At 59.8% G+C, this 19060-nt stretch carries 23 protein-coding genes; 13 read left to right on the top strand and 10 right to left on the bottom strand.

The features are described 5' to 3' along the window. Positions 1–618 precede the first annotated feature (618 nt). Positions 619–756 carry a hypothetical protein gene (locus tag ACYZTM_RS23435; protein ID WP_167360483.1) on the top strand — a complete coding sequence of 46 codons (138 nt, stop codon included), beginning with the start codon at positions 619–621 and terminating at the stop codon, positions 754–756. 69 nt (positions 757–825) lie between these two features. Next, positions 826–1791, top strand: coding sequence for a M29 family metallopeptidase (locus tag ACYZTM_RS23430; RefSeq protein ID WP_131062517.1), 966 nt, complete (start codon positions 826–828; stop codon positions 1789–1791). Positions 1792–1959: 168 nt separating this feature from the next. Here ACYZTM_RS23430 and rluB read toward each other — a convergent pair whose 3' ends face one another. From rluB to ACYZTM_RS23400, 6 genes are all read right to left on the bottom strand, one after another. Beyond that, positions 1960–3231: a 23S rRNA pseudouridine(2605) synthase RluB gene (gene rluB / locus ACYZTM_RS23425; protein WP_461984900.1), complete on the bottom strand. Its 1272-nt coding sequence runs from the start codon at positions 3229–3231 to the stop codon at positions 1960–1962. A 156-nt stretch (positions 3232–3387) separates the two neighbouring features. Beyond that, positions 3388–3579 carry a DUF1289 domain-containing protein gene (locus ACYZTM_RS23420; protein ID WP_461984898.1) on the bottom strand — a complete coding sequence of 64 codons (192 nt, stop codon included), beginning with the start codon at positions 3577–3579 and terminating at the stop codon, positions 3388–3390. A 145-nt stretch (positions 3580–3724) separates the two neighbouring features. Continuing rightward, a complete protein-coding gene (gene scpB / locus ACYZTM_RS23415) occupies positions 3725–4732 on the bottom strand; it encodes an SMC-Scp complex subunit ScpB (protein ID WP_461984896.1) in 1008 nt (335 codons plus the stop codon). A gap of 11 nt (positions 4733–4743) precedes the next feature. Continuing rightward, positions 4744–5565 (bottom strand): segregation and condensation protein A, encoded by an 822-nt coding sequence (locus tag ACYZTM_RS23410; RefSeq protein ID WP_017337140.1) that lies wholly within the window; start codon positions 5563–5565, stop codon positions 4744–4746. After that, on the bottom strand, positions 5566–6195 hold the full coding sequence (locus ACYZTM_RS23405) for an L-threonylcarbamoyladenylate synthase (RefSeq protein ID WP_131062521.1): 630 nt from the start codon (positions 6193–6195) through the stop codon (positions 5566–5568). 13 nt (positions 6196–6208) lie between these two features. Continuing rightward, positions 6209–7072 carry a PHP domain-containing protein gene (locus ACYZTM_RS23400; RefSeq protein WP_131062522.1) on the bottom strand — a complete coding sequence of 288 codons (864 nt, stop codon included), beginning with the start codon at positions 7070–7072 and terminating at the stop codon, positions 6209–6211. 87 nt (positions 7073–7159) lie between these two features. Between ACYZTM_RS23400 and ACYZTM_RS23395 the strand changes: the two genes are divergently transcribed. The 6 genes from ACYZTM_RS23395 (at position 7160) to ACYZTM_RS23370 (ending at position 11354) form a co-directional block, all read left to right on the top strand. After that, positions 7160–7756, top strand: coding sequence for a septation protein A (locus ACYZTM_RS23395; protein ID WP_131062523.1), 597 nt, complete (start codon positions 7160–7162; stop codon positions 7754–7756). A 1-nt stretch (position 7757) separates the two neighbouring features. Next, positions 7758–8057, top strand: a complete 300-nt coding sequence (locus ACYZTM_RS23390) for a YciI family protein (RefSeq protein WP_008156126.1) — start codon at positions 7758–7760, stop codon at positions 8055–8057. 109 nt (positions 8058–8166) lie between these two features. After that, positions 8167–8580, top strand: a complete 414-nt coding sequence (locus ACYZTM_RS23385) for a translation initiation factor 2 (protein WP_131062524.1) — start codon at positions 8167–8169, stop codon at positions 8578–8580. Between the two features lie 7 nt (positions 8581–8587). Continuing rightward, positions 8588–9265 carry a response regulator transcription factor gene (locus tag ACYZTM_RS23380; protein ID WP_131062525.1) on the top strand — a complete coding sequence of 226 codons (678 nt, stop codon included), beginning with the start codon at positions 8588–8590 and terminating at the stop codon, positions 9263–9265. 125 nt (positions 9266–9390) lie between these two features. Continuing rightward, positions 9391–9840 (top strand): Spy/CpxP family protein refolding chaperone, encoded by a 450-nt coding sequence (locus tag ACYZTM_RS23375; protein WP_131062526.1) that lies wholly within the window; start codon positions 9391–9393, stop codon positions 9838–9840. 173 nt (positions 9841–10013) lie between these two features. Beyond that, positions 10014–11354, top strand: a complete 1341-nt coding sequence (locus ACYZTM_RS23370; protein WP_461984892.1) for a sensor histidine kinase — start codon at positions 10014–10016, stop codon at positions 11352–11354. 121 nt (positions 11355–11475) lie between these two features. Here the strand turns inward: ACYZTM_RS23370 and ACYZTM_RS23365 are convergent, their stop codons facing one another. Next, positions 11476–12042: a nitroreductase family protein gene (locus ACYZTM_RS23365; protein ID WP_131062528.1), complete on the bottom strand. Its 567-nt coding sequence runs from the start codon at positions 12040–12042 to the stop codon at positions 11476–11478. A 122-nt stretch (positions 12043–12164) separates the two neighbouring features. On the opposite strand from ACYZTM_RS23365, the gene ACYZTM_RS23360 reads away from it, so the two are divergent. Continuing rightward, positions 12165–13619, top strand: a complete 1455-nt coding sequence (locus tag ACYZTM_RS23360) for a TrkH family potassium uptake protein (protein ID WP_131062529.1) — start codon at positions 12165–12167, stop codon at positions 13617–13619. On the opposite strand, the gene ACYZTM_RS23355 is transcribed toward ACYZTM_RS23360, so the two are convergent. Next, the gene (locus ACYZTM_RS23355) at positions 13576–14637 is read right to left on the bottom strand and encodes an AraC family transcriptional regulator (RefSeq protein ID WP_131062530.1); all 1062 of its coding nucleotides are present in this window, start codon (positions 14635–14637) and stop codon (positions 13576–13578) included. The genes ACYZTM_RS23360 and ACYZTM_RS23355 overlap by 44 nt on opposite strands. Before the next feature lie 166 nt (positions 14638–14803). On the opposite strand from ACYZTM_RS23355, the gene ACYZTM_RS23350 reads away from it, so the two are divergent. Both ACYZTM_RS23350 and ACYZTM_RS23345 read left to right on the top strand, forming a co-directional pair. Next, positions 14804–15115, top strand: coding sequence for an Mpo1-like protein (locus ACYZTM_RS23350; protein WP_131062531.1), 312 nt, complete (start codon positions 14804–14806; stop codon positions 15113–15115). Positions 15116–15214: 99 nt separating this feature from the next. Beyond that, positions 15215–15805 (top strand): HD domain-containing protein, encoded by a 591-nt coding sequence (locus tag ACYZTM_RS23345; protein ID WP_131062532.1) that lies wholly within the window; start codon positions 15215–15217, stop codon positions 15803–15805. Between the two features lie 125 nt (positions 15806–15930). On the opposite strand, the gene ACYZTM_RS23340 is transcribed toward ACYZTM_RS23345, so the two are convergent. Continuing rightward, on the bottom strand, positions 15931–16746 hold the full coding sequence (locus tag ACYZTM_RS23340) for a UDP-2,3-diacylglucosamine diphosphatase (RefSeq protein ID WP_131062533.1): 816 nt from the start codon (positions 16744–16746) through the stop codon (positions 15931–15933). 129 nt (positions 16747–16875) lie between these two features. Here ACYZTM_RS23340 and ACYZTM_RS23335 point away from each other — a divergent pair, with 129 nt between their 5' ends. Beyond that, on the top strand, positions 16876–17640 hold the full coding sequence (locus ACYZTM_RS23335; RefSeq protein WP_131062534.1) for a helix-turn-helix transcriptional regulator: 765 nt from the start codon (positions 16876–16878) through the stop codon (positions 17638–17640). A 245-nt stretch (positions 17641–17885) separates the two neighbouring features. Continuing rightward, positions 17886–18776, top strand: a complete 891-nt coding sequence (locus tag ACYZTM_RS23330; RefSeq protein WP_461984888.1) for a DMT family transporter — start codon at positions 17886–17888, stop codon at positions 18774–18776. On the opposite strand, the gene ACYZTM_RS23325 is transcribed toward ACYZTM_RS23330, so the two are convergent. Continuing rightward, entirely contained in the window at positions 18770–19057 is a 288-nt protein-coding gene (locus ACYZTM_RS23325; RefSeq protein WP_131062536.1) for an Rdx family protein, read from the bottom strand. The two genes, ACYZTM_RS23330 and ACYZTM_RS23325, sit on opposite strands and share 7 nt — an antisense overlap. Positions 19058–19060 lie beyond the last annotated feature (3 nt).

The following is a 19060-nucleotide window of genomic DNA, read 5'->3' as shown; positions in this document are numbered from 1 at the left end:
TGCCTGTGTCCACCCCGAGGGTCTCGGGCGGCTGCAAAAATAGGGTCAGAGCTTTGCGGGTCTTCGACGGGGACGACGGAAAAATCGCCTCTCGGGGAGAAGTGGAACTGGGTCACGGCGTTCATTGCGCCTCCTTCTTGTTATGCACCTGCACGACAGGCATGGACCGCATCTCACCCTTCCCGCGTCGCTGAAACAAGCGGGCCAGAGCGCCTGCAGGATTGGTGACTGGCGTGCTTTCGGCAGGTTTTCCTTACACCCCTTCCGCAAACGTCAACCCAAGGGCTTTGCGGGGCGATTCCGTCAGCTTTTCTTTACAAGCTGTAACGCATATTTTCCAAATCAGATCAATCTGTAGGACGACTGCAAATTGACGGTAGGAATCTTCCTACGGAAAAGGTCGACTTAGTTTTCTGTTTTTTCTCGATAAATCCTTCATCAAAAAACAGAATAAAAAGTTCAAATAAATCTAATTTGATTATTTTTTTGCAATTTAAAAACCTGTGGACTAGGTTTTCAGCGACTTGCCGAAACGCATCGACCGGCAAGTCGGCTCGTTATTCAATGACTGAAAAACGCGCCGCTGTACTTACCGAAAAAGTCTCTAGGAGATTCACAATGCAAGCACTTGAAAAAGACTTGGACACTGAACTGCAACTGGACGATTGGTTTGAAGCACCGACCCATGAAGCCGCCGTTGAAATGATGCAAGCCGATGCGGTCGTTCCGTTCGGCACGGCGATGTGGCCTTTGTAAGACACCCCGGCAGGCATGATCCGGCCGGTTGTGCCTGCCACTTTTTCTCGGTTTGTCAGGGAGGACTACATGGATAAGCAACGCGCCATTTCGCATTTCCTTTACTACCTCGAACACCACCCTGCCCTTGCCGGCATCAACCCGGCGAAGGTTTTGCTCGGCCACACCGCTGATTACGAGGCACTGACCGGCACCATCGCCGAACAGGCCGGTGACAGCCAGCCATTCCGATTCAGCGCCATGCGCCTGGACCTCGAACCTGCCGAAAGGCTGGCCCGGGCGATAGCCGACAGCGATCTGTACATTTTCTTTTACGACTCTTCCACCCTGCCCAATCCACGCCCCGATGGCCCGGAGTTTGTCCGTGCGCTGCAAGGCGTAATGGCTGAGAACTGGAAGAAGTCGCTGCTGTTCAAGGATTACGGCGATTACTTCTACGACACCTTCAGTGTCACGCCGCAGCGTATAGCGGGGCTCAACAGCCACTTGATCCAGCGCATGTCCCATGCCACGACGTTAAGTTTCAAAGATGATCACGGCTCGTGGTTCGAAGCGCCGATGCATAGCATCAAGAAGTGGACCGACATCAACGGTGTCGGCAACTTTGACCTGGCGCCCGGTGAAATTGCCACGCACAGCGAAGCGATAAACGGCCAGGTGAAGTTCATGGGGACTTTTCTCAGCACCATTCCGTTTGCCCGCAAGTACGGGGTGCTGGAGTCACCGCTGGAGTTGTGGATCGAGAACTCGACCATCCGCAAGATCGCCACCGATGTGCCGGGGCTGGAACATGACTTCAACAAGTACCTGGAGGCGAATCCGTCGAATCGGCGCATTGAGGAGTTGGGGATTGGCACCAACGAAGGCGTGAAGGCGCTGTATGCGCGCAATGCCGGGTTTGAAGAGCGCCATTGCGGGCTGCACCTGGGGTTGGGTGGGGGAGCCAAAGGCAGCCATCATCTGGACCTGATCTTCTCCAGCGGCGTGTTGGCGCTGGATGATGAGCCGGTGTTTGATGGGCGATTTGTGTTTTAGCTGATCGTTCCCACGCTCTGCGTGGGAATGCAGCCCCGGGACGCTCTGCGTCCCATTGGAACGCGGAGCGTCCCTAGAGGCATTCCCACGCAGAGCGTGGGAACGATCAGCCAGACCAAAAAAAACGCCAACCCGAAGGTTGGCGTTTTTTTATGCGGCGCTTACCGATTACTCAGGCTTGCGACGACCAAAGCCCGGACGCTGGCCCGAACCGGCTGGCGCACCACGGCGCTTGCCCGACGGTGCGTCCTTGTCGACCAGCACAATGCCTGGGCGTTTCTTCCCGACAGGCTTGGCCGGACGCTTGGTGTCGGCCGGACGATCTGCCACTGGCGTACCGCGACTCGAATCACCACGAGCCTCACCACGAGGAGCACCGCGATCGCTACGACCGCCGCTTGGCGCACCGCGACCATTGGCCGGACGTGGCGTGCGTGGACCGCGCTCGCCGTCAGCACGAGGTGCTGCTGGTTTGCGGGCTGGACGCTCGCCTTCGATATGCGGTTCACGAGTATCACGTGGAGTAGCCGCGGTCTGGTTGCCGATGGCTGGACGCAACGAACGCACGCGCTCGGTCTTGCCCATCGGACGCGACGATTTACGCTGCATGCGGTCAAGCTTGTCTTTGCTCTTGGCGTTCATCTGCGGCATGGCCACAGGCGTCAGGCCAACTTCAGCACTCAGAATGTCGACTTCGTACTGGCTCATTTCGCGCCAGCGGCCCATCGGCAGGTCGGAGTTGAGGAACACCGGACCGAAACGCACGCGCTTCAGACGGCTGACCACCAGGCCCTGGGATTCCCACAGACGACGAACTTCGCGGTTGCGACCTTCCATCACCACGCAGTGATACCAGTGGTTAAAACCTTCGCCACCCGGCGCTTGCTTGATGTCGGTGAACTTGGCCGGGCCGTCTTCGAGGACGACGCCTGCTTTCAGACGCTCGATCATCTCGTCATCGACTTCGCCACGCACACGTACCGCGTATTCACGGTCCATTTCGTAGGAAGGGTGCATCAGGCGGTTGGCCAGCTCACCGTCGGTGGTGAACATCAGCAGGCCGGTGGTGTTGATGTCCAGACGACCGATGTTGATCCAGCGACCTTCTTTCGGGCGCGGCATCTTGTCGAAAACGGTCGGACGGCCTTCCGGATCAAGGCGGGTGCAGATTTCGCCGTCTGGCTTGTTGTACATGATCACGCGGCGTACCGACTCGGCGGCTTCTTCGCGCTTGATCACCTTGCCATCAATGGTGATGGCGTCGTGCATGTCGACGCGCTGCCCTAGGGTGGCGTCTTTGCCATTGACCTTGATGCGGCCGTGGCTGATCCAGGCTTCCACGTCACGGCGCGAGCCGACGCCGATACGGGCGAGGACTTTCTGCAGTTTCTCGCCTGCTGGGCCGATTTCCTGGTCGTCTTTCTGGTCGTTGATACTCATCTGGGCACCTCCCGGTGTGGTCTGTTCAGGCGGCCCTGAATTGAGCGTCCTGAAGCGATGTAAATCTGTTCACTTGGCGTAGGGATCGCCGAAGGGTCGCGAATCATACGCTCATGGGAGCGTTTGCGCATCAGAGACTAGCTGATGATTGCCTGCTTATTTGCTTTTTCGCCGAACGGCACCGCCGAGTTTGATCAACCGCAGCGAGGCTTCGGCGAGAACGGAGCGCTTGTCGGTCTTGTCGAGTTTCTTCCAGGACTTGATCTCGCGCTTGCTGCGACCGCAGCCGAGGCAGATGTCGTCGGTGAATTTGCAGATGCTGATGCAGGGGTCTTTGGTTGAGCTCATCAAATAATCCAGCCAATACCAATAACCTGTGGGAGCGGGCTTGCTCGCGAATGCGGTGGGTCAGTCGACATCTTTGTTGCCTGACCCACCGCATTCGCGAGCAAGCCCGCTCCCACAGGGATCTCTATTGTTCTCAGGGTTGGCGTCAATCGTCGAACTCGCGGCGTTCGGCCTCGATTGCTTCGGCCAGGGCCCGGGCTTCAGCTTCTTCGTCGCTCAATTCGGGCTCGGGTTTTGGCTGCTCTAGAGCGGCGACAGCGGCCAGGAGTTTCTCGCGCGCTTCGGCGACGCCAAGCACATCATCCTCAAGCTCTTCTTCCGGCTCTTCTAGCTCTTCTTCCAGCCCTTCTTCGACTGTCGCTTCGGGCTCGACCTGAAGTTCAACTTCGATTGCAGGCTCCGGCGTCTCCAGAACATCTTCGGTCTCGGTCACCTCGCCATCACGCAATATGTCGTCGAAGTCGGTCTTGATCCCCTCCTCCATGGTGTCCAGTTCCAGCAACAGCGTATGGAAACTGGTTTCTTCCTTCGGCTCCTCCGGCTCGGCGCTGGCATCCGCCAGTTCTTGCAAACCGGCCGGCACCGGTGCGTCGTCGAAGTCGAGTAGCGGATCCGGCTCCATCTCTCGCAGCTCCGCCAGCGGCGGCAGATCGTCGAGATTCTTCAGGTTGAAGTGATCGAGAAACGCTTTGGTGGTGGCGAACATCGCCGGTTTGCCGGGCACATCGCGGTAACCGACGATGCGGATCCACTCGCGTTCCAGCAAGGTTTTGACGATGTGCGTGTTGACCGCCACGCCCCGCACGTCTTCGATCTCGCCCCGGGTGATCGGCTGGCGATAGGCGATCAAGGCCATGGTTTCGAGCATCGCGCGGGAGTAACGCTGCGGGCGTTCTTCCCACAAACGGCCAACCCACGGCGAGAACTTTTCGCGGATCTGCAGGCGATACCCGGAGGCCACTTCCTTCAGCTCGAAGGCGCGGCCGTCGCAGGACTTGGCGAGAATCGTCAGGGCTTTCTTGAAAACCGGCGGTTCCGGCCGCTCGCCCTCTTCGAAGAGTTCGAACAGGCGTTCAAGCGATTGCGGTTTTCCCGAGGCCAACAGAAAGGCTTCAAGCAGTGGCGCCAGCTCGCGGGGTTCAGTCAGGTTCATGATTCAACTCGTTATTCGGCTCGGGCTCGCACGTGGATCGCCGCGAACGGCTCATTCTGCACCAGCTCGACCAAAGATTCCTTGACCAGTTCGAGGATCGCCATAAAGGTCACCACCACCCCCAGACGTCCTTCTTCAGCGGTGAACAGCTCGACAAAGGGCACGAAACCGCCGCCCTTGAGCCGTTCCAGTACATCACTCATGCGTTCGCGGGTGGACAGCGCTTCGCGGCTGACCTGGTGGCTTTCGAACATGTCGCCACGGCGCAAGACCTCGGCCATGGACATCAGCAACTCTTCCAGGCTCACGTCCGGCAACAGCTTGCGCGCCCGGGCTTCCGGGGCGTCGAGCTTGGGCACCACCACATCGCGACCTACCCGGCTCAGGCCATCAATGCCTTCGGCGGCAGCCTTGAAGCGTTCGTACTCCTGCAAGCGGCGGATCAGCTCGGCGCGCGGGTCGTCTTCTTCGTCTTCGATGGTTTCGGCACGCGGCAACAGCATCCGCGATTTGATCTCGGCCAGCATCGCGGCCATCACCAGGTACTCGGCGGCCAGCTCCAGGCGCACCGACTGCATCAATTCGACATACCCCATGTACTGGCGGGTGATTTCCGCCACGGGGATGTCGAGGATGTTGATGTTCTGTTTACGGATCAGGTACAGCAGCAAGTCGAGGGGGCCTTCAAAGGCTTCGAGAAACACCTCGAGTGCATCCGGCGGGATGTACAGGTCCAGCGGCATTTCCATGACTGCCTGGCCATAGACCATGGCGAAGGGCAGTTCTTGCTGGGCGCCGGCCTGACTGTCGACAACGGGTTCTACTGCAGACATCTACGCCTCGGCCATGAACGGCGTAGGGTCGCCGCAACCGACACGGATCACTTCCGGTTCGCCGTCGGCGAGGTTGATCACGGTGGATGCCTTGATCCCGCCGAAACCGCCGTCGATGATCAGTTCGACCTGATGCTCAAGCAATTGACGCATTTCGTAAGGATCGGTCATCGGATCGGTGTCGCCAGGCATGATCAGCGTCACGCTCATCAGCGGTTCGCCGAGTTCCTCCAGCAGCGCCAGGGCAATCGGATGACTCGGCACCCGCAGGCCGATGGTGCGTTTTTTCGGGTGCAACAACAGCCGCGGGACTTCGCGGGTGGCGTTGAGAATGAAAGTGTAAGGCCCCGGCAGGTGAGCTTTAAGCAGGCGGAAGGTGCCGGTGTCGATTTTGGCGAACAGCCCCAGTTGCGAGAGGTCGCTGCAGATCAGGGCGAAGTTGTGCTTGTCATCCAGCCCGCGCAAACGGCGCACGCGATCCACGGCATTCTTGTCACCTATCTGGCAACCAATGGCGTAGGACGAGTCTGTGGGATAAATCACCACCCCGCCGTTGCGGATGATCTCGACAGCCTGTTTGATCAGGCGCACTTGCGGGTTTTCCGGATGAATCTGGAAAAATTGACTCACATTCTCTACCTGTTCAGACGGCGGCAATAATTGGGTCATGTTTGAATCGACACCACAGTGGTGGCAGATCCTCCGGTAGCGGGCGGTATTCCCCGATCTCGGACCAGCCTCCAGGGCCATGAAAATCACTGCCGGCGCTGACCAGCAGACCGAACTCGCGGGCGAGAATCGCCAGGCTGCCCACTTGCTCGGCGGGCTGATGGCCATTGACCACTTCAATTGCGTGGCCCCCGGCTTGAATATAGTCAGAAATCAGGCGACGACGCTTGCTGCGAGTGAAATCGTAGTGCCACGGATGCGCCAGGCTGACCCAGGCCTTCGCGGCTCGAAGGGTTTCGACCGTGTCTTCCAGGGTCGGCCAGTGCTGCTTGACGTCGCCCAGCTTGCCGGCGCCCAGCCATTTACGGAACGCTTCGGCGCGATCCTTTACGAAACCTTCACGCACCATCCAGTCGGCGAAGTGCGGACGGGCCGGCGCATTGCCGCTGTCACCCAGCTCCTGCTGAATCGCCCGGGCACCTTCCAGCGCGCCGGGCATGCCTTTCAACGCGAGCTTGCGACTTATTTCTTCGGACCGTAACCAGCGGCCATCGTGCAATTTGGCGATTGCCTCGACCAACGGTGCAGCATTTACATCAAATCCGTAGCCGAGCACATGAATGGTCGCGCCGCCCCAGGTGCAGGACAATTCGACGCCATTGACCAGTTGCATCCCCAGCGCCGTCGCCGTATTGCGGGCCTCATCGAGGCCCTCGAGGGTGTCGTGATCGGTCAAGGCCAGGACTCGCACGCCTTTCTCGAATGCACGCGCAACCAGAACTGCAGGCGCGAGAGCGCCATCGGAGGCGGTGCTATGGCAGTGCAAATCAACATTCACGGGGATGTGTTACCTCAAATCAGCTGGCGCTATCGCGCGCCCATATGTTTGTTATTATGCCGCCACATCCTGCTTCTGGCTGCCACTGTGAAACAATTCATCGATTTCATCCCGCTCCTGCTGTTTTTCATCGTTTTCAAAATTGATCCACGGGTCGTCGACATCGGCGGTCATCAACTGACTGTAGGCGGTATTTACAGCGCCACCGCGATGCTGATCGTCAGTTCCCTGGTGGTTTACGGCGCGCTGTTCATCAAGCAGCGCAAGCTGGAGAAGAGCCAGTGGCTGACCCTCATCGCCTGCCTGGTCTTCGGTAGCCTGACCCTGGCGTTCCACAGCGAGACCTTTCTGAAGTGGAAAGCGCCGGTGGTCAACTGGCTGTTCGCCCTCGCATTCATTGGCAGCCACTTCATCGGCGACCAACTGCTGATCAAGCGCATCATGGGCCACGCGCTGACCCTGCCGGACCAGGTCTGGACGCGCCTGAACATCGCCTGGATCGGCTTTTTCCTGTTTTGCGGTGCCGCCAACCTGTTTGTCGCGTTCACGTTCCAGAGCTACTGGGTCGACTTCAAAGTCTTCGGCAGCCTGGGCATGACGTTGCTGTTCCTGGTCGCCCAAGGCATTTACCTGTCCCGCCACCTGCATGACGCCGATACCACCACGCCAAAAACCGAGGACTGACATGCTTTACGCAATCATTGCCACAGACGTCGCCAACTCCCTGGAAGCCCGCCTGGCCGCACGGCCTGCCCACCTTGAGCGCCTGCAAGTGCTCAAGGGCGAAGGCCGTATCGTACTGGCCGGCCCGCACCCGGCGGTCGACAGTAATGATCCGGGCGCGGCGGGTTTCACCGGCAGCCTGATCGTCGCCGAGTTCGATTCCCTGAGCGCCGCCCAGGCCTGGGCCGATGCGGACCCGTACATCGCCGCCGGCGTCTACGCCAACGTTTCGGTCAAGCCGTTCAAGCAAGTCCTGCCGTAAATCTCCCCGGCGCGGTGAACCTTGTCGGTTCATCGCGCTCTCAACGCTCATTATTCTCGTTCAGCGGCCGACAACCTGCCCAATACTCGTATTGGAATCAGGAGTGGCGATGCGCAAAGGTCCGTTGTGTCTGATGTTGGTGACGTTGTCGATGGTGACCCCTGCCCACGGTGAAGAAAGCGCCGAGGGCGGCAGTTCGACGCCGCTGTCGCTGAGCGCCGGCAGCCAGATCACCGAGTTGCAGCAGCGCTTGAAGGCAAGTGAGCAGCAACGAGAAGAACTGAGCAAACAACTGCAAAATACCGATAGCGAACGCGAAAGCGCTCAGCTGAGCCGGTTGCGCCAAGAGAATCAGCGCCTCAAGCTGCAACTCAAGGAAGCCCAGGCCAGCAACCCGCTGCCACGCCTGCTGACTGATCAGCAGCAATGGTTCGTAATCGGTGGTGGAGTTGCGCTATTGGCCCTGCTCTGCGGTATCTTCGCCAGTGGTGCCACCAGAAAACGTCGGCAATGGCTAAATTGAGTGAGTGATGAGCGAGCTGTTATTAATTGATGATGACCAGGAGCTGTGCGAGCTCCTGAGCAGTTGGCTGAGCCAGGAAGGCTTTCAGGTCCGTGCCTGTCACGACGGCCAGAGTGCTCGCCGTGCGCTGGCCGAAACCTCCCCCGCCGCCGTGGTGCTGGACGTAATGCTGCCGGACGGCAGCGGTCTGGAACTGCTCAAGCAATTGCGCAGCGACCATCCCGACCTGCCGGTGCTGATGCTTTCTGCGCGTGGCGAGCCGCTGGACCGCATCCTCGGCCTGGAACTCGGCGCCGACGATTACCTGGCCAAGCCATGCGACCCACGGGAACTGACAGCCCGTCTGCGCGCCGTGTTGCGCCGCAGTCATCCGGCGGCGGTGTCCAGTCAGCTCGAACTGGGCGACCTGTGCTTCAGCCCGGTGCGCGGCGTGGTCAGCATCGATGAACAGGAATTTACCCTCACCGTCTCCGAAAGCCGTCTGCTTGAAGCCCTGCTCAAGCAACCCGGCGAGCCGCTGGACAAACAGGAACTGGCGCAAATCGCCCTCGGCCGCAAGCTGACCCTGTACGACCGCAGCCTGGACATGCACGTCAGCAACTTGCGCAAAAAGATCGGCCCGCACACCGACGGCCGCCCGCGCATCGTGGCCCTGCGCAGCCGTGGCTATTACTACAGCCTGTAAGTTTTGTCAGGTCAGCGAGAAATCGTCTTTACCCAAGCTTTACGCTCCGCTGACCGCCGCTGACCTTGATCTCCGTAATCTGCACACATCCGGAACGTACCGGGAACGAGACAAGGAGATTCACCATGCGCAAGACTCTTATCGCTCTGATGTTCGCTGCCGCCCTGCCGACCGTTGCCATGGCCATGCCTGAAGGTGCCGGCCCGATGGGTGGTCCGATGGATGGCTCGCGCCACGGCGGTCAGATGCACGGCATGCACGGTAAAGGCCCGTACAGCCAGCTGGACCTGAGCCGCGAACAGCGCGAGCAGATCCGCAAGATCATGGGCGAGCAGATGCATGAGCGTAAGCAAGTGGTCGAGAAGTACCTGGAGAAACTCTCGCCGGCTGACCAGAAAGCCATGAAAGACGAAATGGCCGCCAACCACAAAAAAGCTGAAGCCGATGTCCGTGGCCTGCTGAAACCGGATCAACAGAAGAAATTCGACGAGATCCAGAAGAAGAAGGCTGAGCGCCGCGCCGAATGGGCCGAGTTCAAGGCGTGGAAAGCGCAACAACCGCAAAAAGCGCAATAATGCGTTAATCACGGGCCCAGCGGTTAGCCACCGTTGGGCTGATGCCACTCAGCCTAATGTGGGAGCGGGCTTGCTCGCGAAGACGTCCCTTCAGACACGTTGATGCTGAATGTGCCGACGCTTTCGCGAGCAAGCCCGCTCCCACATGGGCTTTCTTTGTTTGAGGATTTTCCGTGCGCTCATTGTTCTGGCGTATCCTGGCCAGCTTCTGGCTGGCCATCGCTCTGGTTGCAGGGCTTTCCATTCTGCTGGGGCACATGCTCAACCAGGACGCGTGGATTCTCAGTCGCCACCCGGGCCTCAACACCCTGGCCGAACAATGGACGCAAACCTACGAAGCCCAGGGTGAGGAAGCAGCCCAGGACATTCTGGAACAGCGCAAGCGCCAGTATCACATCGACGTTCAGGTGCTCAACGAAAGCGGCGATCCGGTGGTACGCGGCACCTTCCCCCGGCGTGCGGCGGCCTTCGAAGCGCGGCAGAACAACGACGATCGCCGCCTGCCGTGGCGTCGTCTGACCGATGAATACACCAGCGCAAATACCGGCGACACCTACCTGCTGATCTACCGCATTCGCCACCCGGAGCTGGACGCGTGGCACCGCGAAAGCCTGCTGTGGCCGTTGAGTGCGCTGGGTATCGCGCTGGTGGTGCTGACCTTGTTCAGTCTGTTCGTGACGTTGTCCATTACTCGCCCACTCAACCGTTTGCGCGGCGCGGTGCATGACCTCGGACAAACCACCTACCAACAAAACAGCCTGGTAAAACTGGCCAACCGACGCGATGAGTTTGGCGTGCTGGCCAACGACTTCAACCGCATGGGTGCGCGCCTGCAAAGTCTGATCGGCAGTCAGCGGCAGTTGCTGCGGGATGTATCCCATGAACTGCGTTCACCGCTGGCCCGACTGCGCATTGCCTTGGCACTGGCCGAACGTGCCACCCCCGAAGAACGGGAAAAACTCGCGCCACGCTTGACCCGTGAGTGCGATCGACTCGAAGCGCTGATCAGCGAAATCCTGGTGCTGGCGCGGGTCGATGCCGACAACGCCAGCGCTGAAGACGTGGATCTGAACGCGTTGCTCAATACGCTGCAAAAGGATGCGCAATTGAGCTCACCGGAGCAGAAGTTACGCCTCGACGCCGAACCGCAGCTGAACCTCAAGGGCTGGCCGACGATGATCGAGCGCGCCGTGGACAACTTGCTGCGCAATGCCCAGCGGTTCAACCCGCAAGGGCAATCAATTGAAATGCAGGCGGTGCGTCAGGGTGAGCGAATTGTGGTTAGCGTGCGTGACCATGGACCGGGTGTAGAGGCTGCACATTTGAGCCAGTTGGGGGAGCCGTTCTATCGGGCGCCAGGGCAAACGGCGGCCGGGCATGGTTTGGGATTGGCCATTGCGCGACGCGCGGCAGAGCGGCATGGCGGTAGTCTGGTGCTGGCCAATCACCCGCAGGGCGGGTTCATTGCCAGCCTTGAATTACCCCTGGTGCCGGGAGCTGTCGTCCAACCTTAAAAGCTTCGCGGGCAAGTCGGATCGCCGCATCGCTCGCTCTTACAGGTTTATGTGTCGTGCCACAGTATTGTGATCGGCATAAACCCTGTAGGAGCGAGGCTTGCCCGCGAAGCATTTGATCTTAAGGTTTAGAGGGCCAGGCGCTGACGAATTCGGCCAGGTCAACCTTCTCCGCCAAGCGTGGTTCTTTCTGCGGTGTGCCCAGATAAAGAAACGCAATCACCTCTTCCCCTTCCGCAAGCCCCAACCCTTGGGCCACATGCGCCGAATAGGCCAGTTCACCGGTACGCCACACCGCGCCTATGCCTTGCGCGTAAGCAGCCAGCAGAATCCCGTGAGCCGCGCATCCCGCCGCCAGCAGTTGCTCGGATTTCGGGTATTTGACGTGGTCCTGCAACCGCGCGATCACCACAACCACCAGGGGCGCGCGCAATGGACCGCTACGCGCCTTGTCCAGCGCCGCCTCGGACACCTCGCTGTCTTGCAGCTTCGCCGCTTCGGCCAGCAACTCGCCCATTTGCTCGCGCGCCGCACCTTCGACTGTCAGGAAGCGCCAAGGCTGCAAATGGCCGTGGTCCGGCGCACGCATCGCGGCAGAAAACAGCACTTCGCGCTGCGTTGCAGTGGGTGCCGGTTCGAGCAGTCGTGGAACGGAAACACGGTTGAGCAAAGCGTCGAGAGCCTGCATCGGCCACCTCCTGGAAAATATGTCCGGCTATTCTAGCTGCAAGTGCGTTGGAGGTGCCGGTTTACATGCCCTGCCCCGCAGGTAGAATGGCGCCCTTCCTACTTTCAACCCGAGCGGACTTCATGGCGTTGCCGACCTTACGTCTCATTGGTTTCATCATCGGCATCTTCCTGATCACGCTGGCCATCGCCATGGTCGTGCCCATGGCCACGCTGGTGATCTTCGATCGCACGAGCGATCTGCCGTCATTCCTCTGGGCGAGCATGATCACCTTTGTCGCCGGCCTCGCGCTGGTCATCCCCGGTCGCCCCGAACACGTACACCTGCGGCCCAGGGACATGTACCTGCTGACCGTCAGCAGTTGGGTGGTGGTGTGCATCTTCGCTGCGCTGCCGTTCCTGCTGACCCAGCGCATCAGCTACACCGACTCGTTCTTCGAAAGCATGTCCGGCATCACCGCCACCGGGGCCACTGTGCTCACCGGCCTGGACACCATGTCCCCCGGCATCCTGATGTGGCGTTCATTGCTGCACTGGATCGGCGGTATCGGCTTTATCGGCATGGCGGTAGCGATTCTGCCACTGCTGCGCATCGGTGGCATGCGGCTGTTTCAGACCGAGTCGTCGGACCGTTCCGAAAAAGTCATGCCCCGTTCGCACATGGTGGCGCGTTTGATCGTAGCAGCCTACGTCGGCATCACCATTTTCGGCAGCCTGGCATTCTGGTGGGCCGGGATGAGCCCGTTCGATGCGATCAACCACGCGATGTCGGCGATTTCCACCGGTGGTTTCTCAACGTCCGACCAGTCTTTGGCCAAGTGGCCGGAGCCTGCAGTGCATTGGGTCGCGATCGTCATCATGATTCTTGGTGCCCTGCCGTTCACCCTGTATGTAGCGACCTTGCGCGGTAACCGCAGGGCCCTTATCAAGGATCAGCAGGTTCAAGGTTTGCTTGGCATGCTACTGGTGACCTGGCTGGTGCTCGGCACCTGGTATTGGTGGACCACCCAGCTGCATTGGCTGGAAGCCCTGCGACATGTGGCGCTGAACGTGACCTCGGTGGTCACGACTACAGGCTTCGCGTTGGGGGACTATAGCCTCTGGGGCAACTTCTCGCTGATGCTGTTCTTCTATCTGGGCTTTATCGGCGGTTGCTCAGGCTCAACCGCTGGCGGGATCAAGATTTTCCGCTTCCAGGTCGCGTACATCCTGCTCAAGGCCAACCTTAACCAGCTGATTCACCCGCGCGCGGTGATCAAGCAGAAGTACAACGGTCACCGCCTCGACGAAGAGATCGTGCGTTCGATTCTGACTTTTTCATTCTTCTTCGCCATCACTATCTGTGTGATCGCGCTGCTGTTGTCGCTGCTCGGCGTGGACTGGATGACCGCCCTTACCGGCGCGGCCGCCACGGTGTCCGGTGTCGGTCCGGGACTGGGCGAGACGATTGGCCCGGCGGGCAACTTTGCCACCCTGCCGGACGCCGCCAAGTGGATTCTGTCGGTCGGCATGCTGCTGGGCCGACTTGAGATCATCACGGTGTTTGTTCTGTGTATTCCGGCGTTCTGGCGTCACTGACAGGCGCCAGCGCTTCCATCAGCCGCATCCGGTACTCGCCGGGGGTGGCATCGAACCAGCGGCGGAAAGCACGGAAGAAGTTGCTCGGATCGGCGAACCCCAACAGGTAGGCAATTTCCAGCAAGGTCATGCTGGGCTGCGCCAGGTATTGTTCGGCCAGTTCACGTCGCGTGTCGTCCAGCAACGTTTGAAAACTCGTGCCTTCTTCCTGCAAGCGCCGCTGCAAGGTGCGCTGCGACAAATGCAGCGTCTGCGCCACCGTGTCGCGCTTGGGTTCGCCCTGGGGCAGCAAACGGCACAGCACCTGCCGCGCCTTGTGGGTCACGCGGCTCTCGGAAAACCGCGCCAGGTATTCGCCAGCAAACCGGTCATGCAACAGCGCCATCGCCTCATTGGCGGTCGGCAGCGGTGCCTCCATGTCAGCGCGCTCAAAGATCAAGGCGTCATAAGGCGCGTTGAACACCAAAGGTGCATGAAAGGCTTGTTTATAGGGTTCGAGATCAACGGGCTGATCGCCCTGCACCAGCACTTTGCGCGGTTGCAGAGTGCGCCCGGTCAACCAGCCACACAGCGCCAGCGCACAGGCCAGCGACGCTTCGGCGCTCTGTCGGGTCGGCGGCAAGTGATCGCCATGCACCGTCAGAATCAGCGCGTAACCTTCATCCAGCAGTCGGAAACTGAGGTCAGCACTTTCGGCAATGATCCGCTGATAACGTACCAGTCGCTGAAAGCCTTCGGCCAGGGTCTGGCTGGACATCAGGGCGTAACCGGCCACATGGAAAGAGGCCGGTCGCACCACCTTGCCCATGTTCAGGCCGATCGCCGGGTTGCCGGACAGCTCGACCGCTCGCTGCCACAGTCGTGTCATGGAATCTTGCGGGAAGCGCGCATCCGGATCGTCCAGTGACGCGTAGTCGAGCCCCAGTTGCTTGAACAGAACCCGGCAATCCAGGCCGTCCATCTCCAGTGCTTTGACAATCCCCATCGCCCAGCTTGCAGAAGTCGTTCGTTCGCTCATGGCGTCTACTTACTACTTTGTGAGCCGTCTACCGCGGCAAATTTGCGAAGGATACTAAAGTGGCGCCTATTGTCACTGGCTGATGCCAATGATCACTCTAGACTCAAATAGGCTACCCGCCGAACAACTTGCAAACAGAACAACAATAACCACAGAGATCGCAGTCGTGGAAAACATCAGACGTTTCAACAGTTTCGCTGAGTTTTACCCGTATTACCTCAGCGAACACAGCAACAGTACGTGTCGACGATTGCATTTTGTCGGTACCAGCCTGGTCATCTTCATCTTGGCGCTGACCATCGGCAAAGGCGCCTGGTTGATGTTGCTGGCCTTGCCGCTCGCGGGTTACAGCTTCGCCTGGATCGGGCATTTCTTTTTCGAGAAGAACCGTCCCGCCACGTTCCAGCATCCTCTTTATAGCCTGCTTGGCGACTTTGTCATGTACCGCGACATGATTCTGGGTCGCGTGCCGTTCTAGGCTCCATTGGCCACAAAAGCGTCCTGCGCAGCCAGTGCGATGCTGGATCCAAGTTCTACACTCAAGACATCCCTTTCGATTAAAACAAGAGGATAGCTGATGAACGCCAATGCACGGTTCACCCACATGCAGGATGGCACGCAAGAAGATTGGGCGATCATCGCTGCCGACTTCAGTGCCTACGCCAGGCAGTTGCCGTCACGGATTGTGGCGCACCTGAAATTGCTGGAGGGTGATTTTGGCGGCTTCCCAGTGGATCGTCTGACCCATTCCTTACAAACCGCCAGCCGTGCCTGGCGCGATGGCCGTGATGAAGAATATGTGGTCTGCGCGCTACTTCATGACATCGGCGACACGCTGGGTTCCTACAACCATCCGGACATTGCCGCGGCGATTCTCAAGCCGTTCGTCAGCGCCGAGAATCTGTGGATGGTGGAGAAACACGGGATATTCCAGGGGTATTACTTCTTCCATCACTTGGGTATGGATCGGCATTTGCGGGAGCAATTCAGCGGGCATCCGCAGTATCAGGCGACTATCGAGTTCTGCGCCAAATATGACGCGGCGGCGTTTGATCCGGCTTACGAGACATTACCGCTGAGTTTCTTTGAGCCGATGATGGAGCGGTTGTTTGCGCATCCGAAGCATTCGATCTACATAGCGGCGATGGCAGAACATTCGCCAGCCTGACAGAACCGGAGTGTCTGGGCGGGCCTCTTCGCGGGCAAGCCTCGCTCCTACAGATTTCGCAGTGTTTAAAAGTTATGGGGTAATCCAGTAGGAGCGAGGCTTGCCCGCGAAGGCGTCGGACCTGCCTACGCCGGCTCTGCAATTTTAATGGCCTTCAACTCCCCCTCCCGCGCCTGGGCATCCGCCAACCGGTACAACTCGATCGACCCGTCCCAATGCTCGATCAACGCCGTGCACGACTCCACCCAATCCCCGCAATTGAGGTAGTCCACCCCCCCGACCTTGCGAATCTCGGCATGGTGAATGTGCCCGCACACCACCCCATGCAACTCGCGTTTGACGCACTCGTGGGCAATGGCTTCTTCAAAATCACTGATGAAGCTGACCGCCGTTTTCACCTTGTGCTTGAGGTAGGCCGACAACGACCAGTAGCCGTAACCGTAACGGGCGCGCCAATGATTGAGCCAGCGGTTGAGGGTCAGGGTGAACTCGTAGGCCGAGTCGCCGAGAAAGGCCAGCCAGCGGTGATATCGGGTGATCACGTCGAATTGGTCGCCATGAATCACCAGCAGATGCCGGCCATCGGCGGTCACGTGCACCGCTTCGTCCACCAGCTGGATGTTGCCCAGAATCAGCTTCGAATAGCGGCGCAGGAATTCATCGTGATTACCGGTGACGTAAATCACCTCGGTACCGCGCTTGCTCATGGTCAGCAGACGGCGAATCACGTTGGTGTGCGCCTGAGGCCAGTACATGCCGCTGCGCAGTTTCCAGCCGTCGATGATGTCGCCCACCAGGTAGACCTTGTCCGCGTGGTAGCCCTTGAGGAACTGCGACAGATGTTCGGCCTGGCAGTCCCGGGTGCCCAAATGCACATCGGAAATCCACAACGTCCGCACACGTTGCTTACGGCTGGGTTTGGCGAGCTCGGCGCTGGTCATGGGCAACCCTCTGGGCAAGTTTTGGCAAGCTTGCGCCGATCCGGTTAATTGCCCATGACAACCGCGAGTCAATCCTGTGACAGCGTCCGGCCGGTGTAGACTGGCCGCATCTTGCCCGGGAGACCTGCGATGAGACCGATCCTCACGCTTCGCCAATACACCAAAGACCTGATCGTCCACAGCCACGACCACGCGCAATTGGTATTCGGGCTGTCGGGTGCGCTGGACTTCGAGGTCGGCGGGCATGGCAGTCAGGTGATTCAGCAGCGTTTCGTGGTGGTGCCGTCGGGCTTCCATCACGCGTGCGGCAGCAGCAATGGCAGCCGTTGCCTGGTGCTGGATGTGCCGAGCGATCAATGGGTTTCGCAGTCCCTTGGCGATCACGCCGACGCCAGCCGCCGGTTGCTCGACAACGCCGGTCGCCTGCCGCTGGATGCCGGGCAAAGCCAATTGGTGAGTTGGCTGGCGGGCAGCCAGGTCAGTGACCCGTTGATTGCCCAGCAAGGCGCGGTGCTGTTGTTGGCCAGCCTCAATAACGCCAAGCCTGAGGTGGTGGGCGGTCGGCGCCTGCCGTATGCGGCGCTGAATGCGCACATCGATCAGAACGCGGCTTATCCGCTGCAAGTCGCCGATCTGGCACGCGTCGCCGGGCTGTCCAGCGCCCGGTTGCATGCGCGGTTTGTCGCTGAGTGCGGGCAGACGCCGATGGATTACATTCGCAGTCGGCGGCTGCATATTGCGGTGGGGCTGCTGCGCGACTCACCCTTGCCGATCGGCGAGATTGCCAGTCGGGTCGGTTACAGTTCTCAGAGTGCATTTGCCGCGGCGGTGTTGCGCGAGTTTGGTACGAGCCCGGGCAAACTGCGGCGCGAGGCTGGCGACAAAAGTCGATAGTCTGCCGACAGACTCGCTGGGGTGTACGCGGTCAAATAGAGCAGCTGGCCTGTGGCGAGGGGATTTATCCCCGTTCGGCTGCGAAGCAGTCGTAAAACATGAACGCACGGTCTAACTGATACACCGCGTTGTCTGAATTCACGACTGCTTCGCAGCCGAACGGGGATAAATCCCCTCGCCACAGGGCGCTGCTACAGGACGGTGGTGTCTGTCGGCCCGGTTTAATACGTTTATCAAGGAATGCAATGACTTCCCGTACCGCCCTTGGCGCCCTGCATATCGGCGCACTGATGTTTGGCCTGACCGGTGTGTTCGGCAAACTCGCTGCCGCCTCGCCCGCCGTCATCGTTTTCGGCCGGGCTGCATTTGCCGTCCTTGCCTTGGCGGTGTTCGCGCGATTCGCCAGCAACACGCGCTGGCAGAAACTCGAGGCGGTGGACTGGCGCCGTCTGCTGCTCAGCGGTTTGCTGCTGGCCGGGCATTGGGTGAGTTTTTTCATTGCTGTGAAAGTGGCCGGCGTGGCAATCGCGACCCTGGGTTTCGCCAGCTTCCCGGCGTTTACCGTGATCCTCGAAGGGCTGATATTCCGTGAGCGGATTCGCGCCAATGAAATTCTGTTGGTGGTACTGGTGAGTGTCGGGCTGGTGCTGGTCACGCCCGACTTCGATCTGGCGAGTGGCGCCACCACGGGCCTGCTCTGGGCGGTCGGTTCAGGTTTGCTGTTCGCCCTGCTGTCCCTGACCAACCGCGCCAGCTCCGGACGAATCCCGCCGGTGCAGGCGGCGCTGTGTCAGAACGTGGTGGTCGCGCTGTGCCTGCTGCCGGTGGCGGCGCCGCAGTTGAGCGAAGTCCGCGCCATCGACTGGCTGTGGATCGGTTTGCTCGGGGTGTTCTGCACTGGCGTCGCTCACAGCTTGTTTGTCGCCAGCCTGGCGGTGATCAAGGCGCGCACGGCCGCCGTGGTGTTCGCCCTGGAGCCGGTGTACGGCATCACCATGGCCTGGCTGTTGTTCAATGAAAACCCGACGCTGCGCATGCTGATCGGTGGCGCCTTGATCATCGTCGCAATCGTGGTCTCCAGCAGACTGTCCGGCTCAAGCAAAAAGACCGTGGCAGCCGAAGCCGCGTCTCACTGAGTGCGCTCGTTGTGGCCGAGGTCGCGGTCAGGGTCGATCTGATCGCGGACCCGCTGCTTGAGCACCTTGGCCTCCGGGAAACCGCCGTCCGCCTTGCGCTCCCAGATCTGCACATCGTCGCAAAAAATATGGAAAACCCCACCGGTGCCGGGCACCAGCGACACTTTGCCCAGGTCGTCGCCGAAGGTGCTGAGCAGTTCCTGGGCCAGCCAAGCCGCACGCAACAGCCATTGGCATTGCGTGCAATAGGTGATGATGATTTCCGGTTTATGCGTGGTCATGAT

The sequence above is a fragment of the Pseudomonas sp. MDT2-39-1 genome, from assembly GCF_054898085.1.
This window is presented reverse-complemented; position numbering and strand designations above follow the sequence as displayed.